Genomic DNA, 17,539 nt, shown 5'->3' on the forward strand with positions numbered 1-17,539 from the left:
ATAATTCATATTAGGAAAAAAAAGTGTTTCATTTAAGTCAGTCGGAAATTTCTGAAATTTTATTAAAAAAAAAATGTTATATAAATTCTAGGGCAGCATGTATCGAAGCTTTAAAAATTGTACAAAAAAATAGAAGATGGATTTGTAAAGATGCTATTATAGCGATTTCAAAAATTTTATCTATCCCGGCGTGTGAGGTAGAAGGAGTTGCAACATTTTATTGTCATATTTTTCGAAAACCCGTTGGACGTCATGTAATTCGTTATTGTGATAGTGTTGTATGCTTTATTAATGGTTATATTAATATTAAAAATCAATTAATATCTAGTTTAGGTATACGTCCAGGTCAGACAACTAATAACGGCTGCTTTACATTACTTCCTACTTGTTGCTTAGGTGCGTGTGATAAAGGTCCCGTTATGCTTATTGATGAAAATTTATATACTCATTTAACTTCTAAAGTAATAAAAGATTTATTGGATAAATACAAATGAACGATATGTTAAAAACATCTGAAACACACCCATTAACTTGGCGTTTAAATGATCCTTATGAAACTATTTATATTACTGAATACTGTAATACTCAAGGTTATCAATCTTTGAGAAAATCTTTAAAAAAATTTAGTTCTGAAGATATCATCACTATAGTTCAACAATCAGGTCTAAAAGGAAGAGGGGGAGCAGGTTTTCCAACAGGGAATAAATGGAGTTTAATGACAAAAAATAATTTAGAATTAAATAGATATTTAATTTGTAATGCAGACGAAATGGAACCAGGTACATATAAAGATAGATTTTTAATAGAATATTTACCTCATCAATTAATTGAAGGTATGATTATTAGTGCTTTTGCTTTACAGTCTTCTTGTGGATATATTTTTTTACGTGGTGATTATTATTTATCAGAAAAAATATTAACAAAAGCAATTAATGAAGCATATAAATCTGGTTTTTTAGGTAAAAACATATTAAATAGTGGTTTTAATTTTGATTTATTTTTACATACTGGTGCTGGTCGTTATATTTGTGGTGAAGAAACTGCATTAATTAATTCTTTAGAAGGTAGAAGAGCAAATCCACGATTTAAACCCCCTTTTCCAGCTAATCATGGTTTGTGGGGTAAACCGACATGTGTAAATAATGTTGAAACTTTATCTAATATTCCAGCAATTATTTTATATGGATCAGATTGGTATATAGGGTTGTCTAGAGGAATAGATGCTGGTACTAAATTATTAGGTTTTTCAGGTCGAGTAAAAAAACCAGGTTTATGGGAATTACCATTAGGAACTACTGCAAGAGAAATTTTAGAAGATTATGCTGGCGGAATGCAAAAAAATTTAATTTTAAAAGCTTGGCAGCCTGGGGGGGCTGGGACTAATTTTTTATCTAGCCATAATATTGATATAAAAATGGATTTTACTAGTTTACAACAAATAGGAAGTCGATTGGGAACAGGAATTGCTATGGCTATTGATAATAAAATTAATATTTTATCTTTATTAGTAAATATTGAAACATTTTTTTCACGTGAATCATGTGGTTTTTGTACCCCGTGTAGAGAAGGATTGCCGTGGATAGTAAAAATATTAAAAAGTTTAGAAAAAAAGAATGGTAATTTTAATGATATTTCATTATTAGAAGAATTATGTTTTTATCTTGGCCCCGGAAAAACTTTTTGTGCACACGCCCCGGGCGCAATATCACCTTTACAAAGTGCAATAAAGTTATTTCGAACTGAATTTGAAGAAGGAATAAATAAATATAAAAAAAAAAAAAATAATATTAATGTTATCTCTTTATAAAGTTAATAATTGAATGAAATATAATTATATATTATTGTAGAATAAGATTAATTTTATTTAAAATTATTTATTTATATTTATAATAAATATTATAAAGTGAGTAATTAACAATGGTTAAAATTTATATTGATAAAAAAGCTTTTTTTGTTAAAAAATCTAATAATGTATTACAAGCATGTTTATCTGTCGGGATCAGTGTTCCTTTTTTTTGTTGGCACCCTGCTTTAGGAAGTATCGGATCATGTCGACAATGTGCAGTAAAAATTTTTTATAATGAAAAAGATGAATTAGGATCTATTGTGATGTCATGTATGACGGGAGTCACGGAAGGAATTAGAATATCTGTTATAGATCCTGATGTTAAAAAATTTCAAAAAAGCATTATTGAATTAATGATGTTAAATCATCCTCATGATTGTCCAATTTGTTCTGAAGGAGGTAACTGTCATTTACAAGATATGACTGTATTAAATCAACATCATATACGTCGTTATAGATTTACAAAACGTATTTTTAAAAATCAATATTTAGGTCCTTTTATATCGCATGTTATGAATAGATGTATTACGTGTTATCGTTGTTTAAGATATTATACTGATTATGCTGGAGGAAGAGATTTAGGAGTGTATAGCTCTAGTAATAAAATTTATTTTGGTCGATTAGAGGACGGGTTATTAGAAAGTGAATATTCTGGAAATTTGGTTGATGTTTGCCCTACAGGTGTATTTACTGATAAAAGTAATGTGCAAAATTTTCATCGTAAATGGGATTTACAATATTCTCCAAGTATATGTCACGGTTGTAGTATCGGGTGTAATATCAATTTAGGAGAACGTTTAGGTAAGTTATGTCGTATTGACAATAGATATAATAAAAAAATAAATAAATATTTTTTATGTGATCTTGGTAGATTTGGCAGTAATTATGTAAATACAATTTCTATTTCTAGCCCGTTTGTAAAAAAAAATAATAAAATAAAATTTTTAAATTATTCTGATTCTGTTAAGTGTGTTTCTACTATTTTTCAAAATTCTTTTAATAAAATATTAGGTATTGGTTCTTCTAGAGCGAGTGTAGAAAGTAATATGGCATTATATCATTTAGTAGGAAAAAAGAATTTTTCTAATGGTATGTTGCCAGAATTAGACGAATGTATGAAATTAATTGTTGATATTATCAAAAACGGAGGAATACACATTCCTTCTATTACAGAGATTGAAAAATATGATGTAATTTTAATTATAGGTGAAGATATTACACAAACTGCATCATTAGCCGCATTGTCTGTACGCCAAGCAGTGAGAGGAATTTATTCTCATATTTCAAAAAATAAAAATATACCATTATGGCATATTAATGCAATAAAAAATGTTGCACAAGATCAACAAAATTCTTTATTTATTATCAATGGAAGTGAAACAAAATTAGATGAGATTAGTAATCTCTGTTACTTTGGTTCTATAGAACAGCAATTACATTTTAGTACATTAATATTAGATAGTCTTAATGATAGTATAAATATTACTAAGAAAGATAAAAAAAGTATTTTTGTCAAAATTGATTTTATTACTAAAGCATTATGTAATTCTAAGAAACCATTAATTATTTCAGGTACATCATATAATAATATTGATTTTATCAAGGTATCATTTAATATTGCACAATCTTTACAAAAAAAAGGTTTACCAGTAGGTTTAGCGTTATTCCCTCCTTCAGTAAATAGTATAGGAGTATCTTTAATCCCGAGTATTACTTTAGATTGTATGTTAAATATGATTTATTTAGAACGAATAGATATTCTAGTTATTTTAGAAAATGACTTATATAGATTATATGAATCTAGTTTTATAGATAATATTTTTAAAAATGTTAATAAAATTATAGTATTAGATCATCAAAATAATAGAACAGTAATGCGTTCTAATATTTTTTTACCATGTACAAATTTTTCAGAAAGTTCAGGGAATGTTGTCAATTACGAAGCACGTTTACAGCGTTTTTTTCAAATTAATAATCCAAGTTTATATAGAAAAAAATTATGTAAATTAGAAAGTTGGCGTTGGATACATGCTATTAGTAATAAAATTTATTCATTTTCATCGATTATATCTTTTACAATTGATAAAATGATGAAATTATGTTCTTTATGGAATCCTATTTTTAAAAAAATACGTGATTCTGCTCCTTCTGCCGATTTTAGAATTAAAGGTCAAAAAATAGCAAGATCACCTATACGTTTTAGCGGTCGCGCTGCTATGTTTGCTGAAAAAGATATACATGAACAAAAATCTCCTATAGATTTAGATAGCATGTTTTCTTTTTCTATGGAGGGGAGTTTACAAACAGAAAAGAATTTTTCTTATTCTCCTTTTTTATGGTCTCCGAATTGGAATTCTAATCAATCATTATATAAATCATCTATAACTGGTAATAAATTTAATAAAATATATGAGGGTGTTTTATTATTTGAAAACTATAAAAAAAAAATTTTTTCACATTTTTCTATAAATAAATTTGTTTTAAATGACAAAAGAGATTATTCATTTTTTAAAATAATTCCTTATTATAAATTATTAGGTAGTGAAGAAATGAGTCAAAATTATTTTATTAATATTGTAAATATGAATTTTATTCATGCTAAGTTAAATTATTTAGATGCAGAGAAAATACAAATTAAAAATGGTGATATATTACAATTTCAAATAAATAATACGTTTTTTAGATTTCCAGTTCAATTATCTGAAAAAATTGTTTTATCTCATATTGGTTTGCCATTAGGATGTAATGGACTTCCAATTATTTTTTTAAATAAATTTGCTAGAAATTTAACAAAATATAATAAATAAATATTTTATTAAATTAGGTATAATATTATGATAAATAAAATTTTTTTTGCTATTTTTTTTGTATTTTTTATTGTTTTTAGTGCGAGCGCTTTAAGTTTAATAGAAAGAAGAATATTAGGTTTATTACAAAATCGGTATGGACCTAATAGAGTTGGTTGGTTTGGTTGTATGCAATTATGTGCGGATGGTATTAAATTATTATTTAAAGAAGATTGGGTTCCTCCTTTTAGTGATAAAGCACTATTTATAATAGCTCCGGTTATTTCTTTTATTTCATTGTTATTAGTTTTTGCTAGTATCCCTATCACCTCTAATTTTATTATTATTAATTTAAATATTGGTTTATTATATTTTTTAATGATGTCATCTTTATCTGTGTATGGAGTTTTATTAGCTGGTTGGTCTAGTAATAATAAATATGCTTTATTAGGATCTATTAGATCAGTAGCGCAAATGTTAAGTTATGAAGTTTTTTTAGGTTTATCGTCTATGGGTACAGTAATACAATGTGGTTCTTTTAATTTAATTGATATTATTTACTCGCAAAAAAAAATATGGAATATTGTTCCTCAATTTTTTGGTTTTTTGATGTTTTTTATTGCATGTATTGCTGTTTGTCATAGACATCCTTTTGATCAACCGGAATCTGAGCAAGAATTAGCTGATGGATATCATATTGAATATTCTGGAATGAAGTTTGGAATGTTTTTTATTGGTGAGTATATTTCAATTATGGTTGTTTCTGCTTTAAATGTATGTTTATTTTTCGGGGGGTGGTTTGGTCCATTTTTTCCTCCTATTATTTGGTTTATATTAAAATTTTTAGTATTTATTTTTTTGTTTATTTTATTACGAGCTTCTTTACCTCGACCAAGATATGATTACGTTATGTTATTTGCGTGGAAATTTTGTCTTCCATTATCGTTATTAAATATAATATTTACATCTTTTAAAATGTTATTACAATTATGAGGTTTTTATATGGGCATAAAAAATATTTTTTTTGGTTTTTTAAGTAACATTCATAGTATTTTAATGATCTTAACTAATATTTTTTCACCAAGAGAAACGCGTTTATATCCAGAAGCATCATTAAATTTATCATTTCGATATCGAGGTCGTATTATTTTAACTCGAGATCCCAATGGTGAAGAACGTTGCGTTGCTTGTAATTTATGTTCTGCTGTTTGTCCTGTTAATTGTATTTCATTAAAAAAATCAGAAAATACAAATGGTCGTTGGTATTCTAAATACTTTCAAATAAATTTTTCACGTTGTATTTTTTGCGGTTTGTGTGAAGAAGCTTGTCCTACTGCAGCTATTCAATTAATACCAGATGTAGAATTAAGTGATTTTGAAAGAAAAAAATTAATTTATAAAAAGAAAGATTTATTAATTTCTGGTCCTGGAAAATTTTCTAAATATAATTTTTATTCTGTTTCTGGCATGCAGGGTAGAAAAGATATGAAGAATATTACTTCAAAAAAAATATTAAATTGTGTTGATATAACATCTTTATTACCATAGGGATAATTTTTATGGTTATTGTATTTTATTTATTGAGTTGTCTATCTATTTTTTTTTCTTTTTTAATTATGATAGGTATTAATCCAATTTATTCTTTATTATATTTAATTTTATTAATATTTTCTATTTCTGGCATTTTTTTTACTTTAGGTTCTGTTTTTTTAGGAACTTTAAAAATTATTATTTATGCTGGTGCAATTATAGTTTTATTTGTTTTTGTTGTAATGTTAATAAGAAATAATATACATAATTCAACAATTTTATTAAATAAATCTAATAATTTTTATGATATTTTTTCATATACATGTATAGTTTTTATTTTATTTATTTTATTTATTCAATTTATTAGTGAAAAAAACAAAATTTTAATTTTTAAAATTTTTTTAATAAAAAATACTGGTATTTTATTATTTAATAAATATATTTTTTTAGTAGAGTTTATATCTTTATTGCTATTGTCTTCAGTACTGTTAGTATATTTTTTTATAAAAAAAATAAGATTTATTTTTACTTCTTAATAAGGAAAATATATATACTATGTTGTTATTAAATCATGGAATTTTAATACCTATTATTTTATTTATAATTGGAATTTTTTCATTATTAAAGCATAAAAATTTAATATTTATATTAATAAGTTTAGAAATATTAACAAATTCAGTGGCATTTGCAATTATTTTAGTCGGTCATTATTGGAATCAACAAGATAGTCAAATTATATATTTATTAATTATTACTGTTGCAGCTACTGAAGTAAGTATAATGTTAGCAATTTTTTTAAAAATATATCAACGGTATAATACGTTAGATATATGTAAATTAAGTGAGATCGATAAATGAATCTAATTTATTATATTGGAATATTTCCACTACTTAGTTTTTTTTTATTGACTATTTTTCAAAGATTTTTTTTAAAAAAAATTGTTTCAATTATTAGTATCTTTTCTATATTAATGTCTTTTTTTTTATTTTTATATGTTATATACGATTACATTAAAATGTATAGTACATCAAAAGTTTTTTTTATTCCTTTATTAAACTGGATGTATATAAATAATTATGGTATTAAATTAAATTTTTTAGTAGATTTTTTTTCTTTATCTATGTTAGGAACAGTAATATTAATTAGTTTATGTATATATTTATATTCATTATGGTATATGAAGGATTCTTTAGAATATACTAAATATTTTATATATATGAATTTGTTTGTTTCATTTATGATTTTTTTTGTTTTATCTAGCAATTTAATTATTATGTTTTGTATTTGGGAGTTAGTAGGAATTTGTTCATATTTATTAATTGGTTTTTATTTTAAACAAGAGAAAAACGGATATTCTGCAATTAAATCTTTTTTAATGACTCGATTTAGTGATATATTTTTTTTAATTTCTATATTTTTAATCTTATTACATTTTAATACAACCGATTTTTTTATATTAAAATATTTTACTGAAGAAATTGTTTTTTTAAATTATCATACTAATTATTTATTTTGGATTTCTTTTTGTTTAATAGTTGCTTCGATTGGAAAATCAGCACAAATTCCATTACATACCTGGTTAATAGGTGCTATGGTTGGCCCCACACCTGCATCAGCTTTAATTCATGCAGCTACTATGGTTGCTATGGGTATTTATTTAATTATTCGAGTTCATTTTTTGTTTTTTTATAATACTAATATAATGTTTATACTTTCTCTAATAGGATGCTTTACTCTTTTAATATCTAGTTTTTCTGCTATTTTTGAAAAAAACATTAAGCGTATTTTAGCTTTTTCTACGATTAGTCAAATAGGTTATATGTTTTTAGCGTTAGGTTCTAAAAATATTAAAGGTACTTTCCTACATTTGATATGCCATGCTTTTTTTAAATCTTTATTATTTTTATCTGCCGGATCGATTATAAAACATACAAATAATGAACAAAATATTTTTAAAATGGGTTGTTTATATAAAAAATTACCTTTTATATATATGACGTTTTTAACTGGAATTATTTCTTTAATATCTTTTCCATTTATAACATCTAGTTTTTATAGTAAGGGTGATATTTTATTTAATATTTTCGATAAAAAGGAAATTTTATTTTTATTTTGTAGTTTTTTAGGAATTTTGTTTACTTCTATTTATTCTTGTAGAATGTTTTTTTTTATTTTTCACGGACAAAATAAATCTAATTTTATTGCTATTAAAAAAAATTTTTTTCATGATATATCTTTATTTATTTTATGTATTGGTTGTACTCCTATTACATGGTATTTTATTTCTAATGTATTTTATAAAATTATTTTTACCCCTGTTCTTAACGGTAGTACACATTCAGTATATCTTGAATATATTTCTTTTGGTATCACAACAATTGGTTTTATTATTTTTTTTATTTTTTATTTAAATCAATATTTAATTTTAAAAAAATATTGTTTAGAAAGTATATTGTATCCAGTGTATTCTTTAATTTTAAATAATTGGTTTTTTGATATGTTTTATTTTTATTTGATTATACAACCATACTATATGATATCAAATTATTTAAATAGTAAAAAATTCTTTTATATAGAAAGATTTTTTTTGAATTTAATTTGTTTTTTTAAAAGTAAATTATTTCAGATAAAATCAATAGATATTGTTTACCATATTAGATGGTATATTTTTTGTTTAACTGCATGTTTATTAATTATTTTTATTAATAAAAATAATTATATATAAGTTAGTTAGTTTCACTAATATTAGTGGATTTTTATATTTACATAATATTAATATATAGCAAGGATAGTATATTTTATGATTATTTTAGTTTTTATGGCTATACCTTTGATTGGTGCAATATTATCATTGTTAACGTATTTTTTAAATAAAAAACTTCCTCGTTATATGGCTTTTTTGTCTATTATGACTTGTTTGTTTTTTTCAATATTTTTCTTTTACACTAATAGTCATATTAATAATTCTAGTTTTTCAGACAATTCATTGATTTTTTCATTTTATAAAATATGGATTCCAAGATATGGAATTTCTTTTTATTTAGGTGTAGATAAATTATCATTGCTTATGATTTTTTTAACTTCTCTGATGGGTATTTGTTCGATATCTTGTGAATGGGATATTTTAAATAAAAATATTGGAATATTTTATTTTTGTGTACAACTTATTATTTTAGGTATTTTTGGTATCTTTCTGTCTTTTGATATGTTGTTATTTTTTTTCTTTTGGGAAATTATATTAATACCTATGTATTTTTTAATTATTTTTTGGAACAATTCTTATGAAAATAATTGTAAAAGTATTTATGTTGCACGTAAATTTTTCATATATTCTCAATTATCTAGTTTTATTTTACTTTTTTCTATTTTAAATTTAGCATGTATTTATCATAGTTATTCTGGAATTTGGACATTTAATTATTTTATATTAAAAAATATAAAAATGTCTTTATATATGGAAATTTTTGTGATGTTTAGTTTATTACTGTCACTTGTAATAAAACTTCCCTTATTTCCTTTTGATGATTGGTTACCAGATATTCAAGAAATTATTTCTCCCTCTGGTTCCGTTGATTTAGTTGGAATTTTATTGAAACCTGCAATATATGGATTATTAAGATATCATTTAGTTTTGTTTCCCCGTACATCTCATATGTTTTCTTTAATTTTTATTAGTTTGGGTTTATTTACAATGTTATATGGTTCTATTATGGCTTTTTCTCAAACAAATATAAAAAGATTATTAGCTTATTCTTCTATTTCTAATATGGGAATAATTTTTGCTTCTTTATATAGCGAAAATATATTTTCTTATCAAGGTGTTATGATTTATTTTGTATCTTATGTTATTTCTACTGCAGCATTATTAATTATTATTGGAAAAATCTTTTTTCATATTAAAACTCAAAATATTTTATATATGGGTGGATTATGGTCTTGTATGTATTTTATTCCTTCATTTTTTTTGTTTTTTTCTTTTGCAAATCTAAGTATTCCTTTAACAGGAAATTTTAGCGGTAAATTTATGATGTTATGGGGTATTTTTTCTTTTTATCCTGTTTTAGGGTATTTATTTGCATTTTGTTTATTTTTATCTTCTATTTATTCTGTAATCTTAATACAACGTGTATGTTACGGTTCTACGAATCACGTTATTTTACAAAATGAATTAAATATTTTTCATTTAATAATTTTGATTTTTTTTGCATGTTTTTTAATTCTTATAGGATTATATCCTAAACTGTTTTTGCAATTCTCATATGAAATTTCAGATCAGTTATATAGAAATTACATATCCTTTTTTAATAAATAGGTAATAAAATTATGATTAGATTATTTTATAGTATTATTCCAATATTACCAATATTAATATTAATTTCTTCTATTTTAATAATTTTATTTGTCTCTTTTTATAAAAAAAAAACATATTTAGGGTGTATGATTATTATTTTTAGTATTTTTTTTAGTATAATATCTATTATATATTCAAAATATTTTATGTTAGAGTATTTTTCAGAATTAATTAAAATTGATAAATATTCTTACTTTTTTATATTTATGTTATTAATTTCAAGTTTTTATACTTGCGCATTTTCATATAATTGGTTGTCTTATGGTAATTATCATTCAATAGAATTTTATTTGTTTCTTCTTTTATCTGTTTTAGGTGGAATTTTAGTTTCTATATCTAATCATTTTTCTACTTTATTTATTGGATCTGAATTATTATTTTTACCATTATTAGGTATTTTAATGTTTTTTCCTAAAGCGGGAAGTAATTTATTATTAATTGTTATATACATGATTATGTCAATTTTTTCATCTTCTTTTTTATTGTTAGGATGTTCATTTATATATTTTATTTCTGGTAGGCTATGTTTTTCTTTTTTTTCACAAATTTTTATATATCATCCATCTATTATGTTTGGAAGTATTATTTTATTTGGATTTAGTATAGTTTTTTTATCTCTTTTTTTTAAATTATCATTATTCCCGTTACATACATGGTCTCCAGGTATATATCAAAATACTAATTCATGTTCATTGATTTATTTTTCTACTGTTACAAGAATTTCTATATTTTCATTTTTAATACGTTTTTTTTATTATATTCCTTATATATATAATATAAAATTATTATATTTTATAATATATTATATTTCTGTATTATCTATTTTTTTTGGTAATTTATTTTCTATTTTTCAAAATAAAGTACAAAGATCAATTGGGTATTTATCTATTTCTAATCTTGGTTTTTTATTAATGTTATTATTAATATATTCTTCAAAAGAAGATATATTTATTATTAGACAAATACAGTTTTATTTATTTGGTTATATACTAGGATTAGTTGGTTTTTTTAGTATTAAAAGTACTATTGATTTTAATATTTTTTCCAAAAAAATTTATTCTATTAAAGATAATTCATTAAGAGGGTTATTTTGGTATGATCCGATTTTAGGGATTTCAATATCTTTAATTCTGTTATCTTTATCTGGATTTCCTTTAACTTTAGGTTTTTGGGGAAAGTTTTTTATATTTAAGAATTTGATTCAAAGAAGATTTTTTATTACAGTTATCATTATGATGTTAAGTAGTATCATAGGAATGCAGAGTTATTTAAATATAATTTATAATGTGTATGATACATCTTTAACATTAGATCATACAAATATTAAATATAATTTTTATATACCACTTTTTCAAAAATATTTAATTTTATTTATGAGTTTAGTATTTATTATTTTAGGGTTCTTTCCTCAGATTATTTTAAATATTTTATAATATATTTTTTTATATTAAAGAGTTATATTTTTTTAATAAAATTTATTTAAAAAATGAAATTTGATTATTAATAAAAAATATTTTACTGCTAATTGTATTAGCAGTATATTTAATATGTAGATGTTAAATTATAATATTTATTTATATATCATATATATATAATTATATATTTATATTAATATAATGTTGGAATATTTTCCAACATTTATTCTAAAAAAATAGAAACTAAATAGTTTATTTAATATATAAATTAATATTGTTATATTTTATAACAGTATTTTTTAGTAATCAAACATTTCTAAAATTGATTTTTCTTTATTAATTCTTTTAATTGCTTCTGCTAACATGTTAGCTACGGATAATATCCGAATGTTTTTTAAATTTTTTATTTCTTTAGATAAAGGAATTGTATCACAAATGATAATTTTATCTATGTATGTTACTTTTTTTATATTTTCACTTGCTGCACCTGAAAAAATTGGATGAGTTGCATATGCGAAAATACGTTGCGCTCCGTTTTTTTTCAGTTTTTTTGCAGCTGCACATAATGTTATTCCAGTATCTATAATATCATCAATTAAAATACAATCTCTATTTTTTATTTGTCCGATAATATTCATTACTTGAGAAGTATTAGAATGTGATCGACGTTTATCAATAATAGCCATATCAGAATCATTAAATAGTTTTGCGATTTCTCTAGTTCTAATAATACCACCTATATCAGGTGAAACAAATACCGGATTTAGAAAATCAATTTTCAACAAATCTTTTAAAAAAATCATACTACTAAATATGTTATTTATAGGAATATCAAAAAAACCTTGAATTTGTTCTGAATGTAAATCTATAGTCAAAATTTGATCTACACCAACATTAGATAAAAAATCAGCAATAACTCTAGCAGTGATTGGTACTCGAGAAGATCGCATCCTTCTATCTTGTCGTGCATATCCAAAATATGGTATTACAGCTGTAATACGTCCTGCTGAAGCTCTTCTTAAAGCATCAATCATAATGATTAATTCCATTAAATTATCATTTGTAGGTAAACATGTAGATTGTATTACAAAAACATCATAACCTCTAATGTTTTCATTGATTTGTATGCTAATTTCCCCGTCACTAAATTTACTAACAGTAGCTTTACCTAACGATATATTTAATTTTTTAGCAATTTTTTTTGATAAAATTGGAGTAGAATTTCCAGAAAATAATTTAATGTTTCCCATTTTAATCCTATTTAAAAAATATGTATTAAATTGTATTAGAAAGTTTTTTTTATAATATTTTTTTTAATAAATTTAAATATTTTTGAAAAAATATTTTTTTAAAAATATCTATTTTTATTAAAGAGATGATTCTTATTATATATATTTAATCATATTATGATATGATTAAATATGAATTAATATATATTTATTTTGTTTTATTTTTATATTTCTATATTAAATAGGTTTATTTTTATGAAAAAATCAATAATTATAAAATTGAAAAATTTAATGAAAAGGTATACAGAATTAGAATCTTTATTATCAAATCATTATTTAACATTTAATAAAGAAGAATTTTCTAAATTATCTAAAGAAAAAGCGGAATTATTTAAATTACACGAATCATTTCTTTTATGGTTGTCAATAAAATCAGAAATAAAGGATACACGTTTATTATTAAATGATTCTGTTATTGCTAAATTAGCTGAAGAAGAATTATATTTATTATTAAATAAACAAAAGAAGATTGAAAAAAAAATTAAATTATTATTACTTCCTATCGATCCTTATGATAAAAATAGTTGTTTTATTGAAATTCGTGCTGCTACTGGGGGACAAGAAGCCGCTATTTTTTCTGGAGAATTATGTAAAATGTATATGCGATATGCTGATTTTAAATCTTGGAAAGTAAGTATTATCAATATGCATGAAGGAGAAATGGGAGGGTATAAAGAAATTATTTTGAAAGTAATTGGTGTAGGAGCTTGCGGAAGATTAAAATTTGAATCAGGAGGTCATAGAGTACAACGTGTCCCACAAACAGAGTCACAAGGTAGAATACATACATCCACATGTACCGTAGCAATTATGCCTGAAGTTTCTAAATCAAAAAAAATTATTTTAAATGTGTCTGATTTAAAAATTGATACATTTCGTTCTTCTGGTGCTGGTGGCCAGCATGTTAATACAACTGATTCTGCAGTTCGTATTACACATATTCCTACCGGTAATGTAGTTGAATGTCAAGATGAACGATCTCAGCATAAGAATAAAGAAAAAGCTTTATCTGTTTTATCTGCTAAAATTTATTCTGAAAATAATGCAAAAAAAGCATTAGAAAATTCTTTGATGAGGAGGAACTTGCTGGGAACTGGCTCTAGATCTGATAGAAATAGAACATATAATTTTTCTCAAAATAGAGTAACAGATCATCGAATCAACTTAACAATATATCGTTTAAATGAAATTTTATTAGGTAAATTAGATTTATTAATAGAGCCTTTACTACAAGAACATCAAGCAGATTTATTATCAACAATGGAATAAAATAAAACTGGTATATAATAATGAATATTTTAAAATGGTTATCATATGCTGAGAAAAAATTAGTTAATAGTACAACATCAAAACTAGATTCAGAATTATTATTATGTTTTGTATTAAAGTATTCAAAAAAAGAATTATTATATAATAAAACAAAGATAATAAAAAAAAATGATTTATTTATTTTAAATGATTTATTAGATAGAAGAATATTAAATGAACCTATTGCTTATCTTATACAAAAAAAAGAATTTTGGTCTTTATCTTTTTTTGTTTCTTCTTGCGTTTTAATTCCTAGACCAGATACAGAAATTCTTGTTGAACAAGTTTTATTAAAAATCTCTTCTAAAACAAATACAATTTTAGATTTAGGTACCGGCTGCGGTGCAATTGCTTTAGCTTTAGCTTCAAAAAATTCTAAATGTAAAATTATTGGAGTAGATAATAATTTGAGTGCATTAGAAGTAGCTCGTTATAATTCTAAAATGTTGAATATTCAAAATGTTAATTTTATTTATAGTAATTGGTTTTCAAACCTGTATTTAAAAAAATTTCATATTATTGTTTGTAATCCTCCATATTTATCTCAAAAAGATTTTAATAATTCTTTTTCTAATCTTTTTTTTGAACCATATTCTGCTTTAGTGGCTGGAAAAGATGGAATAGAATGTATACAATATATTATAAAAAATTCTGTTCATTATTTTTTTTCTACAGGTTGGTTATATATTGAACATTGCTATAAACAAACGAAAATAGTAAGAAAACTTTTTAGAAATAATTTTTTTATAAAAATATCTTCAATAAAAGATTATTCTAATCTTAATAGAGTAACTTATGGTTTTTTGAATATAAAAATATAATTTTATAAAAAATTTTTTTTGTATATATTTTGGTTTTTTTACATTTATTTAGGGTAAAATATGATAAATTTAAGTAATATTGATTTTTCTAAAGAATCTTTATTTGAAGTTATGGTTAAACTTATGGTAAAAATTCGTGATGATTTTCCAGAAGAAAATATAATGAAAATATGTACAAATAAAGTTCAGGAATCTTTATTATTTATTTCTGAAACATTAACAGAAATAGAAAAATTAGAAAAATTATTATTTATTTTTTATAAAAAATGGAAATTTGGTTGTTCAGTTAAAATACATAAATTATCTGATATGTTATGGTTAGATAAAGTTATTTTATCTAATCAGGGTAATTCTTTTTCTTTAGGAACTTTTCTTATTCATATTGCCAGTAGACTAAATTTATCAATTATACCTATAATGTTTCCGACACAATTAATTGTTAAATTTAAGAGTTTAGAAGAAAAAATACTATATATTGATCCTGTTAATGGAGATATACTTAATAAACATATTTTACAATCATGGTTAAAAGGTAATATCAGTCCATCAGCTGAATTGCATGAAAATTATTTACAAGAATCTACTTCATCAACTATTATACAAAAAATATTAGATATGTTAAAAATAGCATTAATTGAAGAACAAAATATAGAATTAGCTTTAAATGTAAGTAATATTTTACTAACATTAAAACCTAAAGATCCATATGAAATTCGAGATAGAGGATTAATCTTCTCTCAATTAAATTGTTATCGTGCAGCTCTTTCAGATTTATTATATTTTGTTGAACAACGTCCGGAAGATCCTGTTAGTGATATTATTAAAATGCAAATTCATTCCATTGAACAAAAAAAGATTACTTTTCATTAAACACGATTATTATTTTAAAAAATTGTTTTATGAATAGTATTTTTGTAATGATTTTTTATTTTTTAAATAATAGATTTATATAAAATGAGATATCTATGAAAAAAGAATTGATTTTAGTTCTAAATTGTGGAAGTTCTTCAGTTAAATTTTCAATTATTGACCCTATTGAAGAAATTACTTATATTGACGGAATAATAGAAACTATAAATAATATTACATCTTTAAAAATACAGGATTTTATAAACAATAAAAAATTATTTAAAAAATTTGATAAAATAGATTCATATAAACAGTTAATTATATTAATTTTTGATATATTACATGATAAATATAAAAATTATTTGAATAATATAATTGGAATTGGACATAGAGTGGTTCATGGGGGAAAAAATTTAAAAAAATCTATGATTATTAATTCTAGCGTTTTATTGGAAATTCAAAAATCATCTGTTTTTGCCCCTCTTCATAACCCATTTCATTTGTTAGCTATTAATATAGCATTAAAAAAAATATTAAAATTAGCAAAAGTTAATGTAGCAGTATTTGATACTGCATTTCATCATACGATCCCTAAAGAATCATTTTTATATGCTATACCTTATTATTTTTATTCTGATCATTCTATTCGTAGATACGGTGCTCATGGTATTAATCACTTTTATGTAACTAAAAAATGCTCTTTTTTTTTAAAAAAATCTATTAATCAATTAAACGTTATTAGTTGTCATTTAGGTAGTGGCTCTTCTATTACAGCGGTAGTTAATGGTAAATCAGTAGATACTTCTATGGGTTTAACTCCATTGGAAGGATTAGTAATGGGAACTCGATGCGGAGATATTGATCCATCTATTATTTTTTACATGATTAAAGAATTAGGAATTTCTCTTGATAAGGCACAAAAAATATTAACTAAATATTCAGGAGTATTAGGTATTAGTTCAATTTCCAATGATTTTAGAGAGTTAGAAGAGAAATATAATGTTAATAAGAAAGCAAAATTATCAATTGATATATTTTGTCATCGTGTTGCTAAATATATTTGTGGATATTCTTCATTAATGTGTGGACGATTGGATGCTGTTATATTTACAGGTGGAATTGGGGAAAATTCTAGTTTTATTCGTCAAAAAATAATAGATAAATTATCGTTAATTGGTTGTTTTATAGATTCAAAAAACAATTTGAATAATAACAAAAAAACTATATTTATAAATTCTATAAAAAGTATACCTATATTAGTTATATCAGCTAATGAAAATCAGATTATAGCTAAAGAAACTTATAATTTAATAAAATAAAAAAAGTTTTATAATGATAAAATA

At 22.8% G+C, this 17,539-nt stretch carries 15 protein-coding genes; 14 read left to right on the forward strand and 1 reads right to left on the reverse strand.

The features are described 5' to 3' along the window. Positions 1-23: 23 nt before the first annotated feature. The 10 genes from nuoE to BUCIPICE3303_RS00570 all read left to right on the forward strand — a co-directional run bounded on the left by nuoE (position 24) and on the right by BUCIPICE3303_RS00570 (position 11,947). Positions 24-494 carry an NADH-quinone oxidoreductase subunit NuoE gene (gene nuoE, locus BUCIPICE3303_RS00525; protein WP_154049176.1) on the forward strand — a complete coding sequence of 157 codons (471 nt, stop codon included), beginning with the start codon at positions 24-26 and terminating at the stop codon, positions 492-494. After that, complete coding sequence (gene nuoF, locus BUCIPICE3303_RS00530; RefSeq protein ID WP_154049177.1) at positions 491-1,807, forward strand: NADH-quinone oxidoreductase subunit NuoF; 1,317 nt, start codon at positions 491-493, stop codon at positions 1,805-1,807. The genes nuoE and nuoF overlap by 4 nt, the downstream gene beginning before the upstream one ends. 110 nt (positions 1,808-1,917) lie before the next feature. Beyond that, complete coding sequence (gene nuoG / locus BUCIPICE3303_RS00535) at positions 1,918-4,653, forward strand: NADH-quinone oxidoreductase subunit NuoG (protein WP_154049178.1); 2,736 nt, start codon at positions 1,918-1,920, stop codon at positions 4,651-4,653. A 27-nt stretch (positions 4,654-4,680) separates the two neighbouring features. After that, positions 4,681-5,625: an NADH-quinone oxidoreductase subunit NuoH gene (gene nuoH / locus BUCIPICE3303_RS00540; protein ID WP_154049179.1), complete on the forward strand. Its 945-nt coding sequence runs from the start codon at positions 4,681-4,683 to the stop codon at positions 5,623-5,625. A 9-nt stretch (positions 5,626-5,634) separates the two neighbouring features. Then, positions 5,635-6,180: an NADH-quinone oxidoreductase subunit NuoI gene (gene nuoI, locus BUCIPICE3303_RS00545; protein WP_154049180.1), complete on the forward strand. Its 546-nt coding sequence runs from the start codon at positions 5,635-5,637 to the stop codon at positions 6,178-6,180. 11 nt (positions 6,181-6,191) lie between these two features. Next, positions 6,192-6,698 (forward strand): NADH-quinone oxidoreductase subunit J, encoded by a 507-nt coding sequence (locus BUCIPICE3303_RS00550; RefSeq protein ID WP_154049181.1) that lies wholly within the window; start codon positions 6,192-6,194, stop codon positions 6,696-6,698. A gap of 19 nt (positions 6,699-6,717) precedes the next feature. Then, the gene (nuoK, locus tag BUCIPICE3303_RS00555; protein ID WP_154049182.1) at positions 6,718-7,020 is read left to right on the forward strand and encodes an NADH-quinone oxidoreductase subunit NuoK; all 303 of its coding nucleotides are present in this window, start codon (positions 6,718-6,720) and stop codon (positions 7,018-7,020) included. Continuing rightward, a complete protein-coding gene (locus tag BUCIPICE3303_RS00560; RefSeq protein WP_154049183.1) occupies positions 7,017-8,888 on the forward strand; it encodes an NADH-quinone oxidoreductase subunit L in 1,872 nt (623 codons plus the stop codon). The genes nuoK and BUCIPICE3303_RS00560 overlap by 4 nt, the downstream gene beginning before the upstream one ends. A 75-nt stretch (positions 8,889-8,963) precedes the next feature. Further along, the gene (locus tag BUCIPICE3303_RS00565; protein WP_154049184.1) at positions 8,964-10,475 is read left to right on the forward strand and encodes a complex I subunit 4 family protein; all 1,512 of its coding nucleotides are present in this window, start codon (positions 8,964-8,966) and stop codon (positions 10,473-10,475) included. An 11-nt stretch (positions 10,476-10,486) separates the two neighbouring features. Then, on the forward strand, positions 10,487-11,947 hold the full coding sequence (locus BUCIPICE3303_RS00570; RefSeq protein WP_154049185.1) for a proton-conducting transporter membrane subunit: 1,461 nt from the start codon (positions 10,487-10,489) through the stop codon (positions 11,945-11,947). 281 nt (positions 11,948-12,228) lie between these two features. Here BUCIPICE3303_RS00570 and BUCIPICE3303_RS00575 read toward each other — a convergent pair whose 3' ends face one another. Next, a complete protein-coding gene (locus tag BUCIPICE3303_RS00575; RefSeq protein WP_154049186.1) occupies positions 12,229-13,179 on the reverse strand; it encodes a ribose-phosphate pyrophosphokinase in 951 nt (316 codons plus the stop codon). 234 nt (positions 13,180-13,413) lie between these two features. On the opposite strand from BUCIPICE3303_RS00575, the gene prfA reads away from it, so the two are divergent. From prfA to BUCIPICE3303_RS00595, 4 genes are all read left to right on the forward strand, one after another. Further along, positions 13,414-14,487 (forward strand): peptide chain release factor 1, encoded by a 1,074-nt coding sequence (prfA, locus tag BUCIPICE3303_RS00580; protein WP_154049187.1) that lies wholly within the window; start codon positions 13,414-13,416, stop codon positions 14,485-14,487. A gap of 20 nt (positions 14,488-14,507) precedes the next feature. Then, on the forward strand, positions 14,508-15,347 hold the full coding sequence (gene prmC, locus BUCIPICE3303_RS00585) for a peptide chain release factor N(5)-glutamine methyltransferase (RefSeq protein ID WP_154049188.1): 840 nt from the start codon (positions 14,508-14,510) through the stop codon (positions 15,345-15,347). A gap of 60 nt (positions 15,348-15,407) precedes the next feature. After that, positions 15,408-16,217, forward strand: coding sequence for a tetratricopeptide repeat protein (locus tag BUCIPICE3303_RS00590; protein WP_154049189.1), 810 nt, complete (start codon positions 15,408-15,410; stop codon positions 16,215-16,217). Between the two features lie 95 nt (positions 16,218-16,312). Further along, positions 16,313-17,515: an acetate/propionate family kinase gene (locus BUCIPICE3303_RS00595; protein WP_154049190.1), complete on the forward strand. Its 1,203-nt coding sequence runs from the start codon at positions 16,313-16,315 to the stop codon at positions 17,513-17,515. Positions 17,516-17,539: the final 24 nt, after the last annotated feature.

It is taken from the genome of Buchnera aphidicola (Cinara piceae), assembly GCF_900699035.1.
Classification (GTDB): domain Bacteria; phylum Pseudomonadota; class Gammaproteobacteria; order Enterobacterales; family Enterobacteriaceae; genus Buchnera_F; species Buchnera_F aphidicola_AV.